Source organism: Sporosarcina oncorhynchi (assembly GCF_033304615.1).
GTDB lineage: Bacteria > Bacillota > Bacilli > Bacillales_A > Planococcaceae > Sporosarcina > Sporosarcina oncorhynchi.
Window position 1 is genome coordinate 1,510,207 of record NZ_CP129118.1, and the last position, 19,759, is coordinate 1,529,965.

General features: G+C 41.8%; 21 protein-coding genes. 19 read left to right on the forward strand and 2 right to left on the reverse strand.

The genetic code is table 11. From position 1 onward, the window contains the following. Positions 1-14 precede the first annotated feature (14 nt). The 10 genes from QWT69_RS07165 (at position 15) to xseA (ending at position 7,426) form a co-directional block, all read left to right on the forward strand. Positions 15-914: a stage III sporulation protein AE gene (locus QWT69_RS07165; protein ID WP_317970386.1), complete on the forward strand. Its 900-nt coding sequence runs from the start codon at positions 15-17 to the stop codon at positions 912-914. A 9-nt stretch (positions 915-923) separates the two neighbouring features. Continuing rightward, a complete protein-coding gene (locus QWT69_RS07170) occupies positions 924-1,091 on the forward strand; it encodes a hypothetical protein (RefSeq protein WP_317970388.1) in 168 nt (55 codons plus the stop codon). Between the two features lie 67 nt (positions 1,092-1,158). Next, entirely contained in the window at positions 1,159-1,572 is a 414-nt protein-coding gene (locus tag QWT69_RS07175; RefSeq protein WP_317970390.1) for a hypothetical protein, read from the forward strand. After that, a complete protein-coding gene (locus tag QWT69_RS07180) occupies positions 1,572-2,111 on the forward strand; it encodes a SpoIIIAH-like family protein (protein ID WP_317970392.1) in 540 nt (179 codons plus the stop codon). Before QWT69_RS07175 ends, QWT69_RS07180 begins: the two co-directional genes overlap by 1 nt. A gap of 148 nt (positions 2,112-2,259) precedes the next feature. After that, positions 2,260-2,775, forward strand: coding sequence for an acetyl-CoA carboxylase biotin carboxyl carrier protein (gene accB / locus QWT69_RS07185; protein ID WP_317970394.1), 516 nt, complete (start codon positions 2,260-2,262; stop codon positions 2,773-2,775). A 14-nt stretch (positions 2,776-2,789) separates the two neighbouring features. Then, entirely contained in the window at positions 2,790-4,133 is a 1,344-nt protein-coding gene (gene accC, locus QWT69_RS07190; protein WP_317970396.1) for an acetyl-CoA carboxylase biotin carboxylase subunit, read from the forward strand. A 52-nt stretch (positions 4,134-4,185) separates the two neighbouring features. Beyond that, positions 4,186-4,587 (forward strand): Asp23/Gls24 family envelope stress response protein, encoded by a 402-nt coding sequence (locus QWT69_RS07195; RefSeq protein ID WP_317970398.1) that lies wholly within the window; start codon positions 4,186-4,188, stop codon positions 4,585-4,587. 112 nt (positions 4,588-4,699) lie between these two features. Next, the gene (gene nusB / locus QWT69_RS07200; RefSeq protein ID WP_317970400.1) at positions 4,700-5,083 is read left to right on the forward strand and encodes a transcription antitermination factor NusB; all 384 of its coding nucleotides are present in this window, start codon (positions 4,700-4,702) and stop codon (positions 5,081-5,083) included. Positions 5,084-5,110: 27 nt separating this feature from the next. After that, positions 5,111-5,977, forward strand: a complete 867-nt coding sequence (gene folD, locus QWT69_RS07205) for a bifunctional methylenetetrahydrofolate dehydrogenase/methenyltetrahydrofolate cyclohydrolase FolD (protein ID WP_317970402.1) — start codon at positions 5,111-5,113, stop codon at positions 5,975-5,977. Between the two features lie 87 nt (positions 5,978-6,064). Beyond that, a complete protein-coding gene (gene xseA, locus QWT69_RS07210; RefSeq protein ID WP_317970404.1) occupies positions 6,065-7,426 on the forward strand; it encodes an exodeoxyribonuclease VII large subunit in 1,362 nt (453 codons plus the stop codon). A 240-nt stretch (positions 7,427-7,666) separates the two neighbouring features. Here xseA and QWT69_RS07215 read toward each other — a convergent pair whose 3' ends face one another. Further along, the gene (locus tag QWT69_RS07215) at positions 7,667-9,103 is read right to left on the reverse strand and encodes a DDE-type integrase/transposase/recombinase (protein WP_317966486.1); all 1,437 of its coding nucleotides are present in this window, start codon (positions 9,101-9,103) and stop codon (positions 7,667-7,669) included. A gap of 164 nt (positions 9,104-9,267) precedes the next feature. Between QWT69_RS07215 and xseB the strand changes: the two genes are divergently transcribed. The 9 genes from xseB to QWT69_RS07260 all read left to right on the forward strand — a co-directional run bounded on the left by xseB (position 9,268) and on the right by QWT69_RS07260 (position 19,362). Further along, positions 9,268-9,510 carry an exodeoxyribonuclease VII small subunit gene (gene xseB, locus QWT69_RS07220; protein ID WP_317970406.1) on the forward strand — a complete coding sequence of 81 codons (243 nt, stop codon included), beginning with the start codon at positions 9,268-9,270 and terminating at the stop codon, positions 9,508-9,510. After that, the gene (locus tag QWT69_RS07225) at positions 9,503-10,387 is read left to right on the forward strand and encodes a polyprenyl synthetase family protein (protein WP_317970408.1); all 885 of its coding nucleotides are present in this window, start codon (positions 9,503-9,505) and stop codon (positions 10,385-10,387) included. The genes xseB and QWT69_RS07225 overlap by 8 nt, the downstream gene beginning before the upstream one ends. Before the next feature lie 130 nt (positions 10,388-10,517). Continuing rightward, positions 10,518-12,422 (forward strand): 1-deoxy-D-xylulose-5-phosphate synthase, encoded by a 1,905-nt coding sequence (gene dxs / locus QWT69_RS07230; protein ID WP_317970410.1) that lies wholly within the window; start codon positions 10,518-10,520, stop codon positions 12,420-12,422. Next, complete coding sequence (locus QWT69_RS07235) at positions 12,419-13,240, forward strand: TlyA family RNA methyltransferase (protein ID WP_317970412.1); 822 nt, start codon at positions 12,419-12,421, stop codon at positions 13,238-13,240. Before dxs ends, QWT69_RS07235 begins: the two co-directional genes overlap by 4 nt. 47 nt (positions 13,241-13,287) lie before the next feature. Then, positions 13,288-13,737: a transcriptional regulator AhrC/ArgR gene (gene ahrC / locus QWT69_RS07240; protein ID WP_317970414.1), complete on the forward strand. Its 450-nt coding sequence runs from the start codon at positions 13,288-13,290 to the stop codon at positions 13,735-13,737. Positions 13,738-13,770: 33 nt separating this feature from the next. Continuing rightward, positions 13,771-15,468, forward strand: a complete 1,698-nt coding sequence (gene recN / locus QWT69_RS07245; RefSeq protein WP_317970416.1) for a DNA repair protein RecN — start codon at positions 13,771-13,773, stop codon at positions 15,466-15,468. Positions 15,469-15,599: 131 nt separating this feature from the next. Beyond that, positions 15,600-16,562, forward strand: coding sequence for a SpoIVB peptidase S55 domain-containing protein (locus tag QWT69_RS07250; protein WP_317970418.1), 963 nt, complete (start codon positions 15,600-15,602; stop codon positions 16,560-16,562). A 238-nt stretch (positions 16,563-16,800) separates the two neighbouring features. Further along, the gene (gene spo0A / locus QWT69_RS07255; protein ID WP_317970420.1) at positions 16,801-17,592 is read left to right on the forward strand and encodes a sporulation transcription factor Spo0A; all 792 of its coding nucleotides are present in this window, start codon (positions 16,801-16,803) and stop codon (positions 17,590-17,592) included. Positions 17,593-17,793: 201 nt separating this feature from the next. Further along, positions 17,794-19,362: a flagellar assembly protein A gene (locus QWT69_RS07260; RefSeq protein ID WP_317970422.1), complete on the forward strand. Its 1,569-nt coding sequence runs from the start codon at positions 17,794-17,796 to the stop codon at positions 19,360-19,362. Positions 19,363-19,447: 85 nt separating this feature from the next. On the opposite strand, the gene QWT69_RS07265 is transcribed toward QWT69_RS07260, so the two are convergent. Further along, positions 19,448-19,666 (reverse strand): DUF2627 family protein, encoded by a 219-nt coding sequence (locus tag QWT69_RS07265; RefSeq protein ID WP_317970424.1) that lies wholly within the window; start codon positions 19,664-19,666, stop codon positions 19,448-19,450. Positions 19,667-19,759: the final 93 nt, after the last annotated feature.

A 19,759-nucleotide genomic window follows, 5' to 3' on the forward strand; every position in this document is an offset into this window, starting at 1 on the left:
CGGATGAAGAATCCATGATACCTATGCTTGAATCTGTACTTGGGACAGTCCTGTCGAGTTTTATCGTTGTGATCATATCATCATTCTTAGTGCTTGTAGTCGATTTTCTTTTTCCGGCTTTTAAAAAATGGACGAGGATATTTTTATTTTTCATTGTCCTTACTGTTGTTTTGCAACCGGCTTTTGAACATCTTGAAATGATCAGGTCCATTACTCAAACCATTTCCACTATTTTCATCTCGATTTATCCGTTATTGACTGCAAGTATCATTGCTTCAGGTGGTTCCTTTGGTATGTTGAATTTTCAGCCAGCCATGTTGTTATTTGCGAACGGTGCTGTCCTTATGGCGGACAAAATTCTAATTCCGATGCTGGCGGCTGCAATTCTCTTAGATATCATCTCAAGACTATTCCCGTCTGTTTCTTTTTCCAAATTGGCGGACTTGCTACGGACAACCTTATTGGGAATCGTTTCAGCGTTAGTTGCAGCCTATTCGATTTTCATCACAGCAGGGGGGACGATTTCCTGGGCATTGAGCGGGGTTGCGAGCGAGCCGATTAAAGAGCTCATCAGCCAAAACATACCGATTATTGGCTCGTTTATAACGGATAGCATGGGTGCGATTGGCAGATATTCATCAGGGGCAAGCGTATTTGTTGGTGCTTGGCTCATTATGACTATTTGGACAGTAGCCTTATTGCCTACAATTAAGACGCTTATCACAGGTTTTTTATATCGTTGGACAGCTGCACTTATTGAACCATTCGCCAATGAAGAGATTACAGGATTATTGGATGATATCGGAAAGACATTATTCGTGCTTTGTGCAATTTCGTTTCTTGTTGCTTTTGCTTTTATTTACACGGCATTATTTACTGTTATTCTAATCAAATTGATTACAGCAGTGAAATGAGGGGTCACGTTGATCGAATTTTTGACAGGCGTTCTGCTCATTTCTGTCATGTCGACTATTTTGACGCTGCTTTCGCCGGATCATCTGGAGGATGAATTTCTGCCATTGTTGAAAATAGCGATGGGAATTTGGATTATTCATTCCATAACAAGAATTTTTGGTCATAGCCTCTTTTGAACAAGCATATTATGCATCATAGATGACACGAACCAAATCCGGCACGAAGGGGTGAAATGGTGATCATATGCAAAAACCAAAAAAGAAGCTTCATATTCTCTTCGTCGGAACAGCATTTGCGATTTTCATCATTTTCATCAATACGGCTTTCGGTTCGATTGGAGGGGAGAAGAAGAACGGGGAAGAGAGCGGAGAGGTAGCCGCACTTGAAGCTACGTTGATGAAAATGGAAGGTATCGGGAAAGTGGTTATTTACTTCCATTATGAGCACGCTGAAGTGGCAAGTCCGCTAGCTGATTACTTTTCAGTGAGCGGTGGTAGTACAAGTAAAAAAAATCCACTGCAAGGCTTATTGGTCGTAGCGGAAGGAGCAGATAACCCCAGGACTAAAAATGAGCTAAAACGGATCTTATCTGCAGTTCTTCAATTGCCGGAACATCGGATTGTCATCGTCGAAATGGAAAATAAGGGGGATACTTGATGAGAGCGAACAAACGGACAGTGTGGTTCTTAACTTTACTAAGTCTTGTAGCGGTAATTTCAATTTACTATTTAAAGAAAGAAGCACCAATGGATTTGGATGGAATGGCGATTTTTGGTGAAGCCGACAAAATGACGGTCACGAAAACGGGAGATACAGATAGTGTGAAAAAACCGGTTTACGCTGATTCCATGAAATTGGAAGAGATGCGTATGGAAGTGAAAAATGAGCGTAGCAACCTGAAAGACCAATTGACAACTAAAATGTTGTCTTCAGATATGACAGCAGAAGAACAAAATGATGCATACAACGAAATGGCAGAACTTATCAAACGTGATTCGGCGGAAGCATTAATGGAAATGCAAATTAGAAATCTTGGCTATCCAGAAGCTTTTGTTAGAAAAGAAGATGGGAAAGTGACAATCACTGTAGTTTCGGATGATGGCGGTCATTCCAACAAAATGGCAGTAGAAATCACTCAATTCGTCATGACAAGCTGGGAAGATGCCCGTTCTGTACAAGTTGTCTTCATGGAATAAGTGAGCAATATCAAGGCCCAATTCGGGTCTTTTTCTTTTTGCCCACCTCTTTTTTACATCAAATCCACTATATCTATTTCAATATGTCCGGAAAACGTCTAAAATAGGAATGAAGTACGTAAATAATAATGAGTCAGGAGAATCGACAATGTTGAAAATTCAAGAAATCCGTGAAATCATTAAATTAATCGATCAATCTTCAATTGAAAAATTCACATTTGAATCAGAAGGTACAAAAATAAAATTAGAAAAAAGAGGGAATGTAACAATTGCCCCTGTCCAGGCGGAACAGAAACATGAATCACCAGTACAACAGGATGCTCCAGTTCAACAGGAACGTAAAAGTGAGGAACCAGTAAAAGCAACTGTTGAACAACCAAAAGAAACGCCGGTAAGTGCACCGGCTGCCAAAGATGATCCGTCCTTGCACAAGGTACTATCACCGATGGTTGGAACTTTCTATCAATCATCTTCACCCGACGTGCCTCCTTATGTACAAAAAGGGGATTCAGTAAAACCCGATGCGATCGTATGTATCGTTGAAGCGATGAAACTCTTCAATGAAATCGAAGCGGAAGTATCCGGCGAAATCGTGGAGATCCTCGTGGAAGACGGTCAATTGGTTGAATATGGACAACCTCTCTTCCTCGTCAAACGGAATTGAGGAGGAATGAAAAGATGAAAAAGGTATTAATAGCAAACAGGGGCGAAATTGCTGTTCGAATTATCCGGGCATGTAAAGAGATGGATATCGAAACAGTCGCTGTCTATTCTGAAGCAGACCGAGAAGCATTGCATGTGGAGCTAGCCGATGAAGCGTATTGCATCGGTCCGACTTTATCAAGAGACAGCTATTTAAATTTCTCGAATATTATTAGTGTAGCAAAGCTGACAGGATGCGACGGGATCCACCCGGGATACGGTTTCCTTGCTGAAAATGCAAGCTTTGCAGAACTTTGTGAAGAAGTAAATATCGAATTCATCGGACCAACAGCGGATGCAATTTCCCGAATGGGAACAAAGGACGTTGCCAGAGAAACGATGAAACAGGCAGGTGTGCCAATCGTACCGGGATCTGAGGGCATTGTTGCTGATGAAGTGGAAGGACTTGAAGTTGCAAAACAAATCGGATTTCCAGTTATCATCAAAGCGACAGCTGGCGGTGGCGGTAAAGGAATCCGGGTTGCTTTGAATGAAGAGGAACTTATTAAAGGGATCAAGATCACTCAGAAAGAGGCTGCCGCCGCATTCGGAAATCCGGGTGTCTACCTCGAAAAATACATTGAAGTGTTCCGTCATGTTGAAGTTCAGGTGCTTGCTGATAAACACGGGAATACAATCCATCTTGGCGAACGGGATTGCTCGATTCAAAGACGAATGCAGAAACTAGTTGAAGAGGCTCCTTCTCCTGCGCTTACACCAAAATTGCGTGAAGAGATGGGGAAAGCTGCTGTCAAAGCTGCTGAGGCCGTTAATTATCGTGGAGCAGGAACCGTGGAATTCATTTTCGATCATATCAATCAAAAATTCTACTTCATGGAAATGAACACGCGTATTCAGGTCGAACACCCTGTTACAGAAATGATAACCGGCATTGATCTTATTAAAGAACAATTGAAAGTGGCTTCGGGCGAAAAATTGGCATATCGCCAAAAAGATATAAAAATTAATGGTTTCTCGATTGAATGCCGAATCAATGCGGAAAATCCTTCGAAAAACTTCATGCCTTCACCAGGAGAAGTAACGATGTACATGCCGCCGGGCGGCTTTGGCGTACGAGTGGATTCGGCTGTTTACACAGGCTATACAATCCCACCGTTCTATGATTCAATGGTTGCCAAACTAATCGTTCACGCAGATACGCGTGAAGAAGCGGTAGCACGTATGAAACGTGCACTTGGCGAGTTTATCATCGAAGGCGTCCATACGACTGTTCCTTTCCATCTCAATCTGATGGATCACGAGGTCTTCAAATCAGGCGACTTTGATACAAAGTTTCTTGAAAAATACACCGTGATGTAATTACTCGATAGCTATTTAATCATCTACATCCATACAAAGGAGGAGAAGTGTAATGGCAGACAAAACAAATGCTTCATTCGCTGGAATGAGTTCTAAAGGTGACGCTGTTTTAGGTCGGGTCCAGCTTGCTCCTGAAGTGCTTGAAGTTATTATCGGTATCGCGACAAATGAAGTCGATGGTGTCGCTACGACGAAAGGCAACTTCGCTACAGGAGTAGCTGAGAAATTCGGCAAAGTGTTTCACGGAAAAGGTGTTAAAACGGATTGGGTGGAAGACCAACTTCTCGTTGATGTGTTCTGCGTCGTTCAATACGGCTACTCAATACCTACAGTAGCGTTGGAAATCCAGAAACAGATTCGTCATGCAATCTTCAATATGACATCACTAGACACAAAAGAAGTGAATGTTCATATTACAGGAATCGATTTTGATACAACAGCAGAACTAGAATGATCGGAAAGCATCGTCCATCGGATGATGCTTTTCAACTTGTCCTGCTATATATTCACTTAGTGAATATGCTATGATATAGCCCAAGAGATACAGTAGTGGAGGAGACAAACGAATGAAACGAAGAGAAGCGCGTGAAAAAGCGGTGCAAACCCTTTTTCAGATGGACAACTCAGAAATGACACTGGAAGAAGCCATCACATATATTATGGACGGACCGATCGACCCTTTTTATGAATCACTTGTAAAAGGGACAATTGAAAACCGTGATGAGGTCGACAAAGTACTAATTGGTAAACTTGAGAACTGGTCTTTGGATCGCCTTCCAAAGATTGAAAGGACGGTCCTACGAATCGCTGTATATGAACTTCTTTTTCAGGAGGAAGTGCCACACAGAGTTATTTTAAACGAAGCAATTGAGCTGTGTAAGCATTTCGGTGATGAAAAGTCCGGGCGTTTTGTGAATGGTGTTCTATCTAAATTCGCAGAAGAAAAATAAGAATGTATCAGTGTGGAGGGAAATCAGATGACTGCAAAAGTAATCAGTGGTGTTGAAATCGGTAAGGAAATCAGAGAAGAGATTAAGAGCGGCGTAAACAAGTTGATTGAGTCAGGCTGTAAACCGGGGTTGGCTGTCATTCTTGTCGGGGAAGATCCTGCATCCCAGACGTATGTGAAAAACAAAAACAAATCAACTATTGAAGCAGGTATGAAATCAGAACAAATCAAATTGCCGGCAACGATTACAGAAGAAGAACTGTTGAAGCATGTAGATAACCTCAACAACGACGACTCAATCCATGGGATTCTTGTGCAGTTGCCGTTGCCATCACATATTGACGAAGATCTTGTCATCAAATCCATTTCACCCGACAAAGATGTTGACGGATTCCATCCACAAAACGTCGGTAAAATGATGATCGGACAAGAGACATTTCTTCCTTGTACCCCCCATGGCATAATGGAAATGTTGGAACGTAGCGGAATTGAGATAGCCGGCAAGCATGCAGTAGTCATCGGTAGAAGCAATATAGTCGGTAAGCCGATGGGCCAATTATTGTTGCAAAAAGATGCGACGGTTACATATTGTCATTCCAAAACAAAAGATCTCGCTTCATTTACGAAGCAGGCGGATATTCTCATCGCGGCAATCGGTAAAGCGAAATTTGTGACAAAAGAGCATGTGAAAGACGGCGCGGTAATTATCGACGTCGGTATGAATCGAGATGAAAATGGTAAACTATGTGGGGATGTTGACTATGACAGCGTGAAAGAAATTGCTTCTGCCATAACGCCAGTTCCCGGCGGAGTAGGTCCCATGACAATCACGATGCTGTTAAAGAATACATTGCAAAGCGCTGAAATTGCTAAACGTATTGAAAAATGTAATTGATACTAAAATGAAATGAAGATCATCCAGACGCTGTTTTTCATTTGAAAGGCAGCGTTTCTATACGTACGGATTTTGGGGGTGCAAGTGATGGATGGCAACAATTACTTATCTGTAAACTCGCTAACGAAATACATAAGAAGAAAATTTGATGCCGATCCCTATTTACGGAATGTTTTTGTAAAAGGGGAACTTTCGAATGTCAAAATACATCCGAGCGGTCATATTTACTTCACATTGAAAGATGATAAGAGCAGAATCCAATCTGCAATGTTCAGAACAGCAGCAAAGGATTTGAAGTTCAAGCCCGAAGAGGGAATGAATGTCCTCATAACAGGGGATGTGAATGTATATGAGGCAAGCGGACAATACCAATTATATGTGCAATCGATGCAGCCTGATGGTGTTGGGGCGCTCTATCTTGCATATGAACAACTAAAAAATGAATTGGCAAAAGAAGGTCTGTTCGATGCACGTTGGAAGCAGTCCTTGCCAGTCCTCCCGCGGACAATCGGTGTCATCACTGCACAATCTGGCGCCGCTTTACGTGATATTTGTTCAACAATCCAGCGACGCTATCCTTTGGCTTCAATTGTGCTGTTCCCTGCAATTGTCCAAGGTCCGCAAGCTGCGCCCTCTATCGTTCGTTCAATAGAACAGGCATCTTCATATGGTTCACTTGACGTTCTCATTATCGGAAGAGGCGGCGGATCTATCGAAGATCTATGGGCTTTTAATGAAGAGACTGTCGCTAGGGCCATCTTTTCATGTAAAATACCGATTATTAGTGCTGTAGGTCATGAAACAGACACGACAATAGCAGACTTTGTATCTGATAGGAGAGCACCTACCCCTACAGCGGCAGCAGAACTTGCTGTCCCTTCTAGGGAGGAATTATTTGAACGAATTCTGGACAGAAAACGTTCCATATACAAGTCTTTCTCCAATCAGATTAAACATGAAAGAAAAAGATTACAACATTTTCAGCAATCCTATCCCTTGCAATTTCCTGAAAGACTCTATCGTCCATTTACAGAACGATTGAGTGGACTCAGTGATCGTCTTGTCAGAAACAAAAGTGAACTGACTGTGAACCGAAAGGCCGAACATGAACGTTTGCAACGTATGCTTCTCTTTTATTCGCCTGAACAAAAGATTAAAGATGGAACAAAAAATGCATCCTTGTTAACAGAAAGATTGACACGATCTATCCTACAGGAGTTGCGCACAAAAAAAGACCGATTCGAAACTTCAATTCGAATGTTAAAAGCGCTTAATCCATTGGATATTATGGATCGTGGATTTTCCATCGTCTATAAAGATGGAAATGTCTCAAACTCCATTGAAGATTTTATAACAGGTGAACAGATTCAAGTACGTGTCCAGGACGGAGTGTTGGATGCAGAAATCAAATCCATCAGAACGAATGTGGTAGTGTCAAAATTTCTATGAAAACTCAAATTCGCGACTCGCACTACAGTAAGTCGTCGGCCATGTACCGCAATCGCTCTTGACAAACAGTCGAAAAAGGTTGCGTAGTGTGCACCAAGGGCGAAGGGGACAAAAAGAAGACATGACAAATAGCCCTTGACTTTAACCAATTTTAACCTTTTTCTCCGTTCGGTTTGTCAAGAGTTCGCTTCGCCGATTGCTCGATTCACGATGTTCCCAAAAGCTCAGCTAAACAAAAAGTCAGCTGGCATTCTCGGTCAGCCACTGTTGCGATAGTTCAATCAGTTTCGTCCATCGAGCGGGCATGTGAGGCATTTCCTTCAATTCTGGGACAATCACAGGTACCCGGCCTTCCAAGGATGAATGAGGACGGAGAAAGTTGAAGTACGCGACAAACAGCGTCACGTGAGAAACCGATCCATCTTCGGAACCAAAGCCATGGGTGGCGCGGTAGTTCCCTTTAAATGTCCGGTTCAAACGCTCGATGATTTGCTTCAATGGACGATATTCAGTTGACACAGGGTCTTCGTTTGTCAGCCCGATTACACGTGTCACATCAAAATGGATATCGTGTTGCGCAAAGAATTGTTGGGCCAACAGGTAGATAGGGTTTCCGTCCACCACGATGTTCAAGTTCTCTGGAATGGTCTTCATCTTCCTGAACATATCATCCAGGGCGCGAATCGCTGAAAAGGTGTCCCGATTCGGTGAAGTCCGATAGGACAGGATGACCTTCTTAGCGGCATCGAAAAAGAAGAAGATGTAATGCCAGCGCCCGTTTACACGGATGTAGGTTTCATCCCCACAGAACTGATCAGACAACTCGTACGGGAAATTATCCACAAAAGGCTTCACCGTCAACGCAACACTGTTCATGTAGTTCAGCACACTTTGATGAGAAATATGCACGTTATGAACGTCTCTCATCAGCGCTGCGGTCTTCCGTGCGGAGATGCCATAGTTTACGTGGTACGTAAGAATGAGCCCGAGTGTGTGTGAAGACACATAGATCCTGGAGAGATCCACCTTAGGTTGAACCGGGGACGCATCTGCCATCGGTTTGAAATCGAATTGAAACTGACGGTAAATATACCGAACTTTGAAGGCCTGGGGATCTTCCTTGAATCGTTTCTTTTCTGCTTGTGTCATTTGGCGCAACTTCTTTTGGTAATAGGAACAGTCATTGTTCTTACATTTGAAAACGTCGAAGTCCTTTCGTTCTTTTACTTTTTCAAGTGTTTTTAAGCAGTGGGGACATTTGAGGATGGCTTCCTTCAGATACCGGCTTTGTTTATTAAAGAGGCATCCGCAGACTTTACATTGGAATTGCCCTTTGTCTCCGTTGTTCGCATACAGGTAGCTGGATGGAGCACTACACCGCGGACAGCACAGCTTTTCAGGAACGCTCGATTTGGCATTCTTTCGTCGCTGGACGGGTTTTAGAGACTTCCCATGGGCTTTAAAATAATCATCCAATAAGTCCTGAAAGGACAGCTTCTCGAGTTTCTCCAGAACGGGAAGCTCATCAATCTGAAGTTTTCGATAAGGCTTGTCTACAGGCTCATCGGGCCGCACACTCCCGACGGCCTTTCCAAGCACTACCGTAAGTAACGTAATAATAATTGTGTGCTGGTACTTGATATATTGAAGTAAATAAGCTAATAATTGAGGGTACAACTTGTCACTTCCTATTCTGGATGTTGGGTGTCTGGTAACCTCAATTATCCGTAGAATTTAGGGGGTGGCAAGTTTTTTTTATTGAAACCCATAATCTATAAGGATTTATTAGCTTTTTACTATAGAAGTTTTGACAATAACACGAATGTCAAGGAGGATGAAAAATGAGTAACGAAGAACTTCGATTTGAAGAAGCAATGTCAAAATTGGAAGATGTCGTCCAAAAGTTGGAATCAGGTGATGTCCCACTAGAAGAAGCCATTAATCTATATAAACAAGGAATGGAACTCTCGGCCTACTGTCACGGAAAATTGCAAGACGCAGAAAAACAACTTATTACAATTATTGATAAGGATGGTGAATCGACTTCATTCGATCCATCAAAAGGTAGCGCGCCCAATGAATAAACAATTGCAATCATTCATAGAGGAAAACGTTCCGAAAATCGATGCGGAAATGCATCGGCTAATTCAATTAGAAAACCCTACAACAAATCTTAAAGAGTCCATGTTGTATTCTGTAGATGCTGGAGGGAAGAGAATTCGACCACTTCTTGTTTTGGCGGTTCTTGAAGATTTTATGAAAACATCGGAGGATGCATTAAAAGTAGCATGTGCAGTCGAGCTTATTCATACATACTCTCTTATTCATGATGATCTTCCTTGCATGGATGACGATGATTATAGAAGGGGTAAGTTGACGAATCATAAAGTATTTGGGGACGCGACCGCAGTTCTTGCCGGAGACGCGCTTCAAACACTAGCTTTCACCATTTTGGCGTCTCTTGAAGAAGTCGATGCAAAAAAAGCTATTCAATTGGTTGGTCTTTTAGCTGAAGCTTCAGGTGCGAAAGGAATGGTTGGAGGGCAAGTGCTCGATATGGAAGGTGAAAAGAGTACCTTGACGTTGGATCAGCTAGAAGAAGTACATTTACACAAAACAGGAGCGTTGCTCTCATTTTGTATTGAAGCGGGTGCGATTTTAGCAGATGCGAGTGAAGAAGAAACAGCAGCTCTACGTCAATATTCAAAAAATATTGGTCTTGCTTTTCAAATCAAAGACGACATATTAGATGTGACTTCCACGACAGAACAGCTTGGAAAACCTGCAAATAGTGATATGGCCAGTGAAAAATCGACATATCCTTCTCTACTGGGACTTGATGGAGCTAAACAGCAACTCCAAAAATATCATGAGAATGCTTTGGAAAGCTTGTCTTTCCTGAAAAGAGAAAGCTCTTTGCTGAAACTTTTCGCAGATTACATCGTCCAAAGAAATATCTGATAACTGTCAATCCCATAGTTTTGATTCAACACAGCATACGTCCGCAGTTTCTATTGATGGGGCTACTTGCTATAATGAATACAATTCGATTACAAACGTGATTATCAATTTATGAAGGTGTGTGATAGTGATGGATCTCACTCAGATTACCAATCCGTCTTTTATTAAAAACTTGACTAAAGAACAGTTGACGGAATTGGCGGCGGAAATCAGGAAGTTTCTTATTGAAAATCTTTCGACAACAGGAGGGCATATCGGTCCGAACCTTGGAGTCGTCGAATTGACGATCATGATGCATAAACTGTTTGACAGTCCACAGGATAAATTTATCTGGGATGTCGGGCATCAGGCGTATGTACACAAAATCCTGACAGGACGTGCGGGCCAGTTTGATACCTTGAGGAAATATAAAGGTTTGAGCGGTTTCCCGAAAATGGCAGAAAGTGAACATGACGTCTGGGAAACAGGTCATAGTTCCACTTCACTTTCCGCTGCGATGGGAATGGCGCTTGCGAGAGATATGCAGGGCGCTTCAAATTATGTATTGCCGGTTATTGGTGACGGGGCATTAACAGGTGGAATGGCTTTGGAGGCACTTAATCATATTGGCCATCAGAAAACCAATATGATTGTTATACTTAATGACAATGAAATGTCGATTGCACCTAATGTTGGAGCACTTCACACTGTTCTTGGCAAGTTACGGACTGCAGGGAAATATAACAGTGCGAAAGACGAATTGGAATATATATTAAAAAAGATTCCGGCAGTAGGCGGTAAAGTAGCAGCAGCTGCTGAACGCGTAAAGGATAGTTTGAAGTATCTTCTGGTTTCGGGAGTGTTTTTCGAAGAGCTCGGTTTTACGTATCTTGGACCGATTGACGGCCATGACTTCAATGATCTGGAACGAAATCTTTTGTACGCAAAAAAGATGGAAGGACCTGTATTACTACACGTAATTACGAAAAAAGGTAAAGGATACAGACCTGCCGAAGATGATAAAATTGGGACTTGGCATGGAACGGGTCCTTATAAAATTGAAACAGGTGATTTTGTGAAATCACCGACTACGGCTCCTTCATGGAGTGGTTTGGTTGCGGAAACAGTAAGGAAGCTTGCACGTGAAGATAAACGAATCGCAGCAATTACACCGGCAATGCCCGTAGGCTCCAAATTGGAATCGTTTGCAGCAGAGTTTCCGGAACGCTTTTTTGATGTAGGTATCGCTGAACAGCATGCTGCAACAATGGCAGGTGGATTAGCAACACAAGGGATGAAGCCATTCCTTGCGATCTATTCTACATTTCTTCAACGAGCCTATGATCAAATGTTGCATGACATCACGAGACAAAAATTGAATGTCTTCATCGGAATCGATCGTGCAGGACTGGTCGGAGCAGACGGTGAGACACATCAAGGTGTCTTTGATATCGCATTTTTACGTCATATGCCTAACCTTGTCATTATGATGCCAAAAGATGAGAATGAAGGTCAACATATGGTGAAGACGGCTATTGAATACAATGATGGACCTATCGCGATGCGTTATCCAAGAGGAAATGGTTTAGGTGTCGTTATGGACGAAGAACTTCATACCATTCCTATCGGTACATGGGAAGTGCTTAAAGAAGGTACAGATGGAACAATTCTTACTTTTGGAACGACAATTCCAATGGCACTAGAAGCAGCCGAAATTTTGTCCGAAAAAGGAAGACATATAAAAGTAATTAATGCGCGTTTCATCAAGCCACTTGACACGGATATGCTCGACCTGCTCTTCACGTCAGGCAAACCGATTGTGACACTTGAAGAAGCTGTGTTAGCAGGTGGTTTCGGCAGTGGAGTACTTGAATATGCCGAAGAGAAGGCGATTACGGATATAACGATTAAACGCATCGGAATCCCCGATGAATTCATCGAACATGGAAGCGTTGACAAACTACTCGAAGAAATTCATTTGACGACTGAGCAAGTCGTGATGACGATGGAAGAGGCCATTAACATACAGCCCTCTGTCAAAAAGGAGAGCGTATGACGAACGGACAATCTAAAGAGCGTGTTGATATATTGCTCGTTCAAAGGGGTCTCTTTGAAACGCGGGAGCAGGCCAAACGTTCAATCATGGCGGGCATCGTATTCTCCGCAGAAACGAGAATGGACAAACCTGGCGAGAAGATTAAAGTTGATGCACCACTGACCGTGAAAGGCTCCATTTTAAAATATGTGAGCCGCGGCGGCTTAAAACTAGAAAAAGCACTTGAACAGTTCGATCTTTCCGTGGACGGAAAAATCGTACTTGATATTGGATCATCTACTGGCGGGTTCACGGATTGCGCATTGCAAAACGGAGCCCGGCATTGTTATGCACTCGATGTCGGTACCAATCAGCTCGCTTGGAAAATTCGCAGTGATGAACGCGTTACTGTTATGGAAAAGACGAATTTCAGACATGCGACTAGCGACATGTTCAAAGAAGGATTACCACAAGTGGCAACAATCGATGTTTCTTTTATATCTCTTAAACTCATTCTACCGCCACTAAAAGGTATTCTGGAAGCTAATGGCGACGTTATTGCACTCGTTAAACCACAATTTGAAGCGGGGAAAGAGAAAGTTGGGAAAAAAGGAGTCATTAGAGACAAGGCAGTGCATTTGGAAGTGTTGAAAAAAGTTGCGGATATGGCCGTTATGGAAGGATTCTCTATCAAAGGAATCAGTTTTTCTCCAGTGACCGGTGGGGAAGGGAATATTGAATTTCTATTTCATTTACTGTCTGAAGAAACTCCAGTCAATTTATTTGATGAAACATCTTACGCTAGTTTGATTAACGAAGCGCATACTCATTTAACGTAATTGTGGGATGGATAGAAAAGTGATAACTATGCATTGGAGTGATTGTTTTGACGAAAGGGCAACGACATTTACGAATCCGTGATATCATCATGAACGGCGAAATAGAAACGCAGGATCAACTGGTCGATAAATTAAAAAGTGCGGGCGTAGATGTGACGCAGGCTACGGTGTCCCGGGATATTAAAGAATTGCATCTGATTAAAGTCCCTCTTCCTGATGGACGATACAAATATAGTTTGCCGCCAGTTCATAAATTCAATACGGAAGAAAAGCTGAGTAGAATATTGACAGATGCTTTCGTTGGAGTGGATAGTGCAAGTCATTTCATCATCCTTAAAACGTTGCCTGGTAATGCCCATGCAGTAGGATCCCTCGTGGATAACCTCGGTTGGGAGGAAATGCTTGGAACGATTTGCGGTGATGATACGTGCATGATTATCTGCAGAGATGAATCAATGACCGTAGAGGTGAAAACCCGATTATTAGCATTAATCTGAACTAAGTGTTCGATGAAAGGGGCGCAAGATTGTATGTTGAGTGAAATTTCCATTCATAATTTTGCTATTATCGAGCATCTTGAAGTCGGTTTTGATGGTGGGCTTACGGTCCTAACCGGCGAAACTGGAGCCGGTAAGTCGATTATCATCGATGCCGTGCAATTACTTGCAGGAAGCAGAGGATCTCAGGAGTTCATCCGACATGGTGCGAAAAAAGCCGAGTTGGAAGGGATGTTTACCATTGAGGACACCGAACATCCAATCTTCGGTAAACTCGCCGAATTTGGTATCGAAGCTGAAGATGGAATTATCATTTTACGTCGCGACATTAATTCTACTGGTAAGACGACATGCAGAGTAAATGGTAAGCTTGTTACGATTGCAATATTACGCGAAATTGGTTCTCAGCTTATTGATATACATGGGCAACATGATAACCAAGAACTGATGCATGAAAAAAGACATATTCGACTGCTTGATCAATTTGCCGGACAAAAACTGACAATTGCACAGGATAATTACCTTGATTTGTATAATCAGTATGGAAAATTAAAAAGAAAACTGGATGCTTCAACTGAAAATGAACAGCAAGTCGCTCAGCGAATTGATCTCTATTCTTTTCAGTTAAAAGAAATCGACGCTGCTGATCTAATTATTGGCGAAGAAGAGCAACTGGAAGAGGAAAGACTTAAGCTTCAGCATTTCAACCGTCTATTTGAACGGATGAACACTGCTTACGAATCAATCAGTGGGGATGGTCATGCGCTTGATTGGGTTGGATCGGCGATGAGTGATTTGGAAGAGGCGGCCTCAATAGATAAGGAGCTTGCTTCGCATTCTGAAACCGTATCATCCAGCTTTTATTCATTGCAAGATACAGCACATGAATTAAAAAGTATCATTGACCAGATGGAGTTTGACCCTTCCCGATTATCGGTTGTGGATGATCGTCTTGCTTTAATGATTTCGTTGAAACGGAAATATGGTGCGACCATTGAAGATATTCTCATCTATAGAGAAAAAATTGCCGATGAACTTGATCAATTAATTAATCGTGACGAACGTGTTGAACGCGAACAAGAGAAGTTAGATCAACTGATTCAAGATTTGGAAGTGGAAGCAAACGAATTATCCATTATTCGAAAAGCCGCTGCAGTCGAGTTGGAAAGAGCCATTATGACCCAGTTACAAGAATTACATATGGAAAAATCGACATTCAAAGTACAGATTTCACGAAAATCCGCAAATATGTTCGATGCAAATGGTTTTGATGAAGTTGCTTTCCTCATATCAACAAATGTTGGTGAACCGCTAAAACCGCTTGTCCGAATCGCTTCAGGCGGTGAATTATCTCGAATCATGCTTGCACTAAAGACGATTTTCTCAAAACACCAAGGTGTCACTTCAATCATATTTGATGAAGTTGATACAGGAGTAAGCGGGCGCGTGGCACAAGCCATTGCTGATAAAATTGCAATGATTGCTGTCCATTCTCAAGTCTTATGCATTTCACATTTGCCTCAAGTAGCTGCAATGGCCGATCATCATTTTTTGATTAGGAAAGAAGTGAAAGGTAACCGTACGACTACTGCGGTTGAAGATATAAATAATATGGAACGGACCAAAGAATTGTCCAGAATGCTCTCTGGAGCAGAGATAACGACGCTCACACTTCAACATGCTGATGAACTTCTAAAAATGGCGGTCGACAGGAAAAATTCATTCACATAAAATAAGAAAAAACCTTAAATGGTTATGAATCGCGCATACAGTAAGTATGCGTGTTTTTTCTTTATTTACCCTTTCATAAGTTCGGACTGAAGGGACATACCAATAGTATCTTTTAGTCGAGGAGGTGAACCATGGGATGGAGTAGACGACTGCAGTTGTCCGTTTCGTTAGCCGCGATATTGTTTTTCTTACCGTTACATGAGACGGTATCTGCATCAGTACGTGAACAGGTCATTCCGATGGGACATTCAATTGGAATTCAAATGGAGTTGTCAGGGGTATTTGTTACAAACGACGTCCTTATAAACGAGGACGATTGGTTAAAAGCCGGCGATGCCATTAACCGGATTGACAAAATCCCGATAGCGACGTTGAGCGACTTTGAAAAAAAGATGTCCACTTCCAAATCCGGTCAAATGCTCATGCAAATCGATCGTAATGGTGTAGAAATTGACTTGCTCGCAGATCTTGATGCGATTAAACGTCTCCTTCCATTCCTGAAAGACCGTACAGAAGGAACTGGGACCTTGACCTATGTCGATCCGAAAAAAGGGACGTATGGAGCGCTTGGACATCAGATTGTCGATAGCTCCTTGAAATCGCCACCATCTTTTAAAAACGGCGCAATTTACCTCTCCGAAATTGATCAAATCAAGAAAAGTACGCCAGGCACACCCGGATATAAAATTTCATCGATCCTAGAAAATGAGGACCATCTCGGAACGATACAAAAGAATGGTGTATACGGCATTTTCGGCATGTGGAACGATGCCTATAAGAAAGTGTTAGCGAAACCATTGGATATTATGCAAGCGACTGAATTGCAAATCGGGGGCGCCGAAATTTTTACAACCGTAAAAGGGACGGAAGTCGAAAAGTTCTCCATCCAAATAACACATATTGAAGAAGAGCAATTTCATTTTGTTCTCACCGATGCGAAACTACTTGAAAAAACTGGTGGAATTCTGCAAGGTATGAGTGGAAGTCCGGTTATTCAGGATGGAAAATTTGTCGGCGCTGTTACGCATATGTTCGTCGATGAACCGACAAAAGGTGCTGGATTATTTCTTGTAACAATGCGTGGTGGAGAGTGAAACGTAGTCAATTAAGTCCTAATTTCAGGAAAAAGACCAATCCTATCCAGGGATTGGTCTTTTTCAAAGAATTTAGTCGAATCATAGGGAAACCGTAATCCAGAAGTTTCATTTTTCACAATAATAAAGGATATTTACTGTTTTTGTCGAAATTTTCCTTTACGAACTAGACATACATGCGGATAATGGAGTCACACACTGATAGGTCATGGATGAAAAATGAGTAGGGGGAAAAAGAATGGGGAAAATTAAAATTGCAATCGCTGATGATAATAAGGAACTTGTCAAAACAATGTCTGCCTATTTCGAGCAGCACCCGGAACTTGAAGTTATCTGGACTGCGCATAACGGTAAAGTCTGTTTATCAATGCTTGAACAGGAAAAGCCAGATTTGTTATTATTGGATATTATCATGCCTCATCTGGATGGAATCGCAGTCCTTGATACGATCAAAGGGAACCCGGAGATTTCCAATATGCACATAATTATGTTGACGGCATTTGGTCAAGAAGATGTAATGGCTCAAGCTGGAAGTTTAGGCGCTTCTTATTTCATGTTGAAACCATTTGAATTTGATCGATTAATAACTCAGATCTTCCAGATTGCAGGAACACAAAAACAAGTGAAGCCTGTTATGCAAAAACAGGTAACAGATCAAGAACCTGTCATGTCCCAGCGTGCGCTCGATACGACCATCACATCAATCATTAAGGAAATTGGAGTCCCTGCACATATTAAAGGATACGCATTTTTAAGAGAAGCAATACAGATGGTCTATACGGACGTTGACTTGCTTGGTTCAGTCACAAAGATTCTATATCCCGATATCGCTGAAAAATTCAAAACGACTCCTTCACGTGTTGAACGAGCCATTAGACATGCGATTGAAGTTGCATGGAACCGCGGGAATTATGAAGTCATTTCAAAAACTTTCGGCTACACGGTTCATCATCTTAAAAGTAAACCAACTAACTCAGAATTCATTGCAATGATTGCCGACAAGATCCGTCTTGAGTACATGGCAAGCTGAATTGGTTTTCGCGAGAAATGACAGACTGTAGTCAGAATGAAAACTTTATAGGCATTATTTTCCTGAGATGCGGTAACCATTTTCGATGAGCTATCGCTTCTTTTTTCATTTGAATAAATAGTAAAATGAATCGGCTACCAATATGTTTGGATAAAGCTTATAATAGAGGGAGTTGAGTCCTAAATAAATGAGGTGGAAACGATGCTTGTTCAAAATGATTATTTTGATATGTATGTCGAAGGGTATGAAGTTCTGTTGGATCTTAAAAAGACCGGGTATCCATTGAAGTCTTTTGATATGATAACAAGAGAACACCCGCGTGTCCGGATAAGTTCATTTCCGGCACTTCGGAAAGCGCTTACAGAAATTGGGGATAGTCACAAAATAGGCACTTACTTGCCGATGATTGAAATTGAGATTTCCAATAATAAAATGAAAGCCGAATTCACATTAAACGTGAATACTGCAGAGTTCGAAAATTCGAAAGAAGAATTAGTCCGGAAAATCGAAAACGCTTTAGACGAATATGGCATTATATTTGGAAGAATCGCTATCGATATGGATAGTCTAGTTCCTGGTAGATTGACAATCGCGGCACTAGGAAAAGAACCTACCCAAGGAGCAGACGCAAAAATCTTATACATCGACAAACCCGAAAGGAAACCTATCATCAGGGAGGATGGTGTCGCTGATTATTATGAGATGAATTTTGTGACACATATTAAGTCGGGTGATTGGTTAGGTGAGAAGGTGCCACCTCAAGAAGGGACGCCCGGTAGCGATATAATGGGTAATCCAATTAAAGCCCTTAGGGGAAATGATGCAAAATTACGTTATGACCGCAAATCTGTCGTTGAAGTTGAAGAGCCAGGTAAAACGGTGTTACGAGCAATGTTCGGCGGTTCATTAGAGTTCATTGACGGTGAAACGGTAAGTGTCGGAAAGCAACTGATTATTAATGGAGATGTAGGTCCGGAAACGGGATCTATCACATTTGACGGAGCGGTTACTGTATATGGAACTGTTCTTGCTGGGTATTCAGTGAATGCGACTGGTGACATATCCATAGAAGGCAATGAGGGAATTACAAACGCCAAAGAAATCTGTTCTGCGGAAGGCGATTTATACATAAAAGGTGGAGTATTCGGTGGGGATCTGTCGATTATCGAAGCTAGTGGTGATATTTTCATTAAACATGCGAACAACTGTAAACTTCATGCAAGGGAACTTCATGTTGGGTTATATATATTAGGCTCAGACGTTGTGGCGCAGAACGTATTTGTAGATAAAAATAGAGGTAAAATTATTGGTGGCAGAATTGAAGCTTTGTATAAGATAGAATGTGCGTACGCTGGCAATAGCCATGAACGGACAACCCATCTCCATGCTAAAGGCATAAATAAGGATATGATCTATCAGGAAATTCAAGAAATGGCAGTCGACTTAAAAAAAATACAGGCGACTACGACGGCTTTAGAAGGACAATTAACGCAGATCGACAACCATATTTCTTCAAAGCTTCTTGGCGAACAGGCTCTGGCATATGAGAAATTACAAGCAACTCTGAATGCGAGTAGAAATAAAATGTTCGAACTTGATAGGGAGATTCAACTGGGTCTACATAAAATCAAGACAGCGATCGCACCACAAATTGAAATTACAAAAGAAGCGAATCCAGGAGTCATCATTCAAATTGGCAATAAATCGAGCATCTTGAACAAGTTGACAAAAGGTGTATTTGAAGTTGTGGATGAAATCTTAAATGTTTAAAAGCGCTTGGTGGATTAAAAAAGGGGCACCGGGAACTTTCCCCGGCGCCTCTTTCGTTTGAATGCATATAGACAATGCATGCAGTTTATTTGAGTTGTTCTTTGACTCTTCCCGTCCTTCGATCACGGCGCAAAAGAAAACCTGCAAGAAAGCCGAGCCCCGCAAGAAACATGAGTAGCCCACCTATAAATTGAAGCCATGCTCCGCCTTGGAAAGCAAAAAAAGAATCGCGCATCAATTTTATTCCTCCGGCAGTGATTAGAATCGGTATCAAAAGAACGATAAATGCAGCCATTCGAGCCATATTATCAATCTCCTTACATAATTTTATTTTACCTGCTCAACAAATATTGTCAAGAACGGTGCAATCGTGTATGATGAAAATAGATTTGCAAAA

Coding starts and splice junctions, on each gene's coding strand:
- dxs (WP_317970410.1), top strand. CDS start 10,518: ATGGATCTCACTCAGATTACCAATCCGTCTTTTATTAAAAACTTGACT.
- accB (WP_317970394.1), top strand. CDS start 2,260: ATGTTGAAAATTCAAGAAATCCGTGAAATCATTAAATTAATCGATCAA.
- QWT69_RS07165 (WP_317970386.1), top strand. CDS start 15: ATGATACCTATGCTTGAATCTGTACTTGGGACAGTCCTGTCGAGTTTT.
- spo0A (WP_317970420.1), top strand. CDS start 16,801: ATGGGGAAAATTAAAATTGCAATCGCTGATGATAATAAGGAACTTGTC.
- QWT69_RS07175 (WP_317970390.1), top strand. CDS start 1,159: ATGCAAAAACCAAAAAAGAAGCTTCATATTCTCTTCGTCGGAACAGCA.
- folD (WP_317970402.1), top strand. CDS start 5,111: ATGACTGCAAAAGTAATCAGTGGTGTTGAAATCGGTAAGGAAATCAGA.
- QWT69_RS07260 (WP_317970422.1), top strand. CDS start 17,794: ATGCTTGTTCAAAATGATTATTTTGATATGTATGTCGAAGGGTATGAA.
- QWT69_RS07195 (WP_317970398.1), top strand. CDS start 4,186: ATGGCAGACAAAACAAATGCTTCATTCGCTGGAATGAGTTCTAAAGGT.
- QWT69_RS07235 (WP_317970412.1), top strand. CDS start 12,419: ATGACGAACGGACAATCTAAAGAGCGTGTTGATATATTGCTCGTTCAA.
- QWT69_RS07225 (WP_317970408.1), top strand. CDS start 9,503: ATGAATAAACAATTGCAATCATTCATAGAGGAAAACGTTCCGAAAATC.
- recN (WP_317970416.1), top strand. CDS start 13,771: ATGTTGAGTGAAATTTCCATTCATAATTTTGCTATTATCGAGCATCTT.
- xseB (WP_317970406.1), top strand. CDS start 9,268: ATGAGTAACGAAGAACTTCGATTTGAAGAAGCAATGTCAAAATTGGAA.
- accC (WP_317970396.1), top strand. CDS start 2,790: ATGAAAAAGGTATTAATAGCAAACAGGGGCGAAATTGCTGTTCGAATT.
- QWT69_RS07180 (WP_317970392.1), top strand. CDS start 1,572: ATGAGAGCGAACAAACGGACAGTGTGGTTCTTAACTTTACTAAGTCTT.
- xseA (WP_317970404.1), top strand. CDS start 6,065: ATGGATGGCAACAATTACTTATCTGTAAACTCGCTAACGAAATACATA.
- nusB (WP_317970400.1), top strand. CDS start 4,700: ATGAAACGAAGAGAAGCGCGTGAAAAAGCGGTGCAAACCCTTTTTCAG.
- QWT69_RS07265 (WP_317970424.1), bottom strand. CDS start 19,666: ATGGCTCGAATGGCTGCATTTATCGTTCTTTTGATACCGATTCTAATC.
- QWT69_RS07250 (WP_317970418.1), top strand. CDS start 15,600: ATGGGATGGAGTAGACGACTGCAGTTGTCCGTTTCGTTAGCCGCGATA.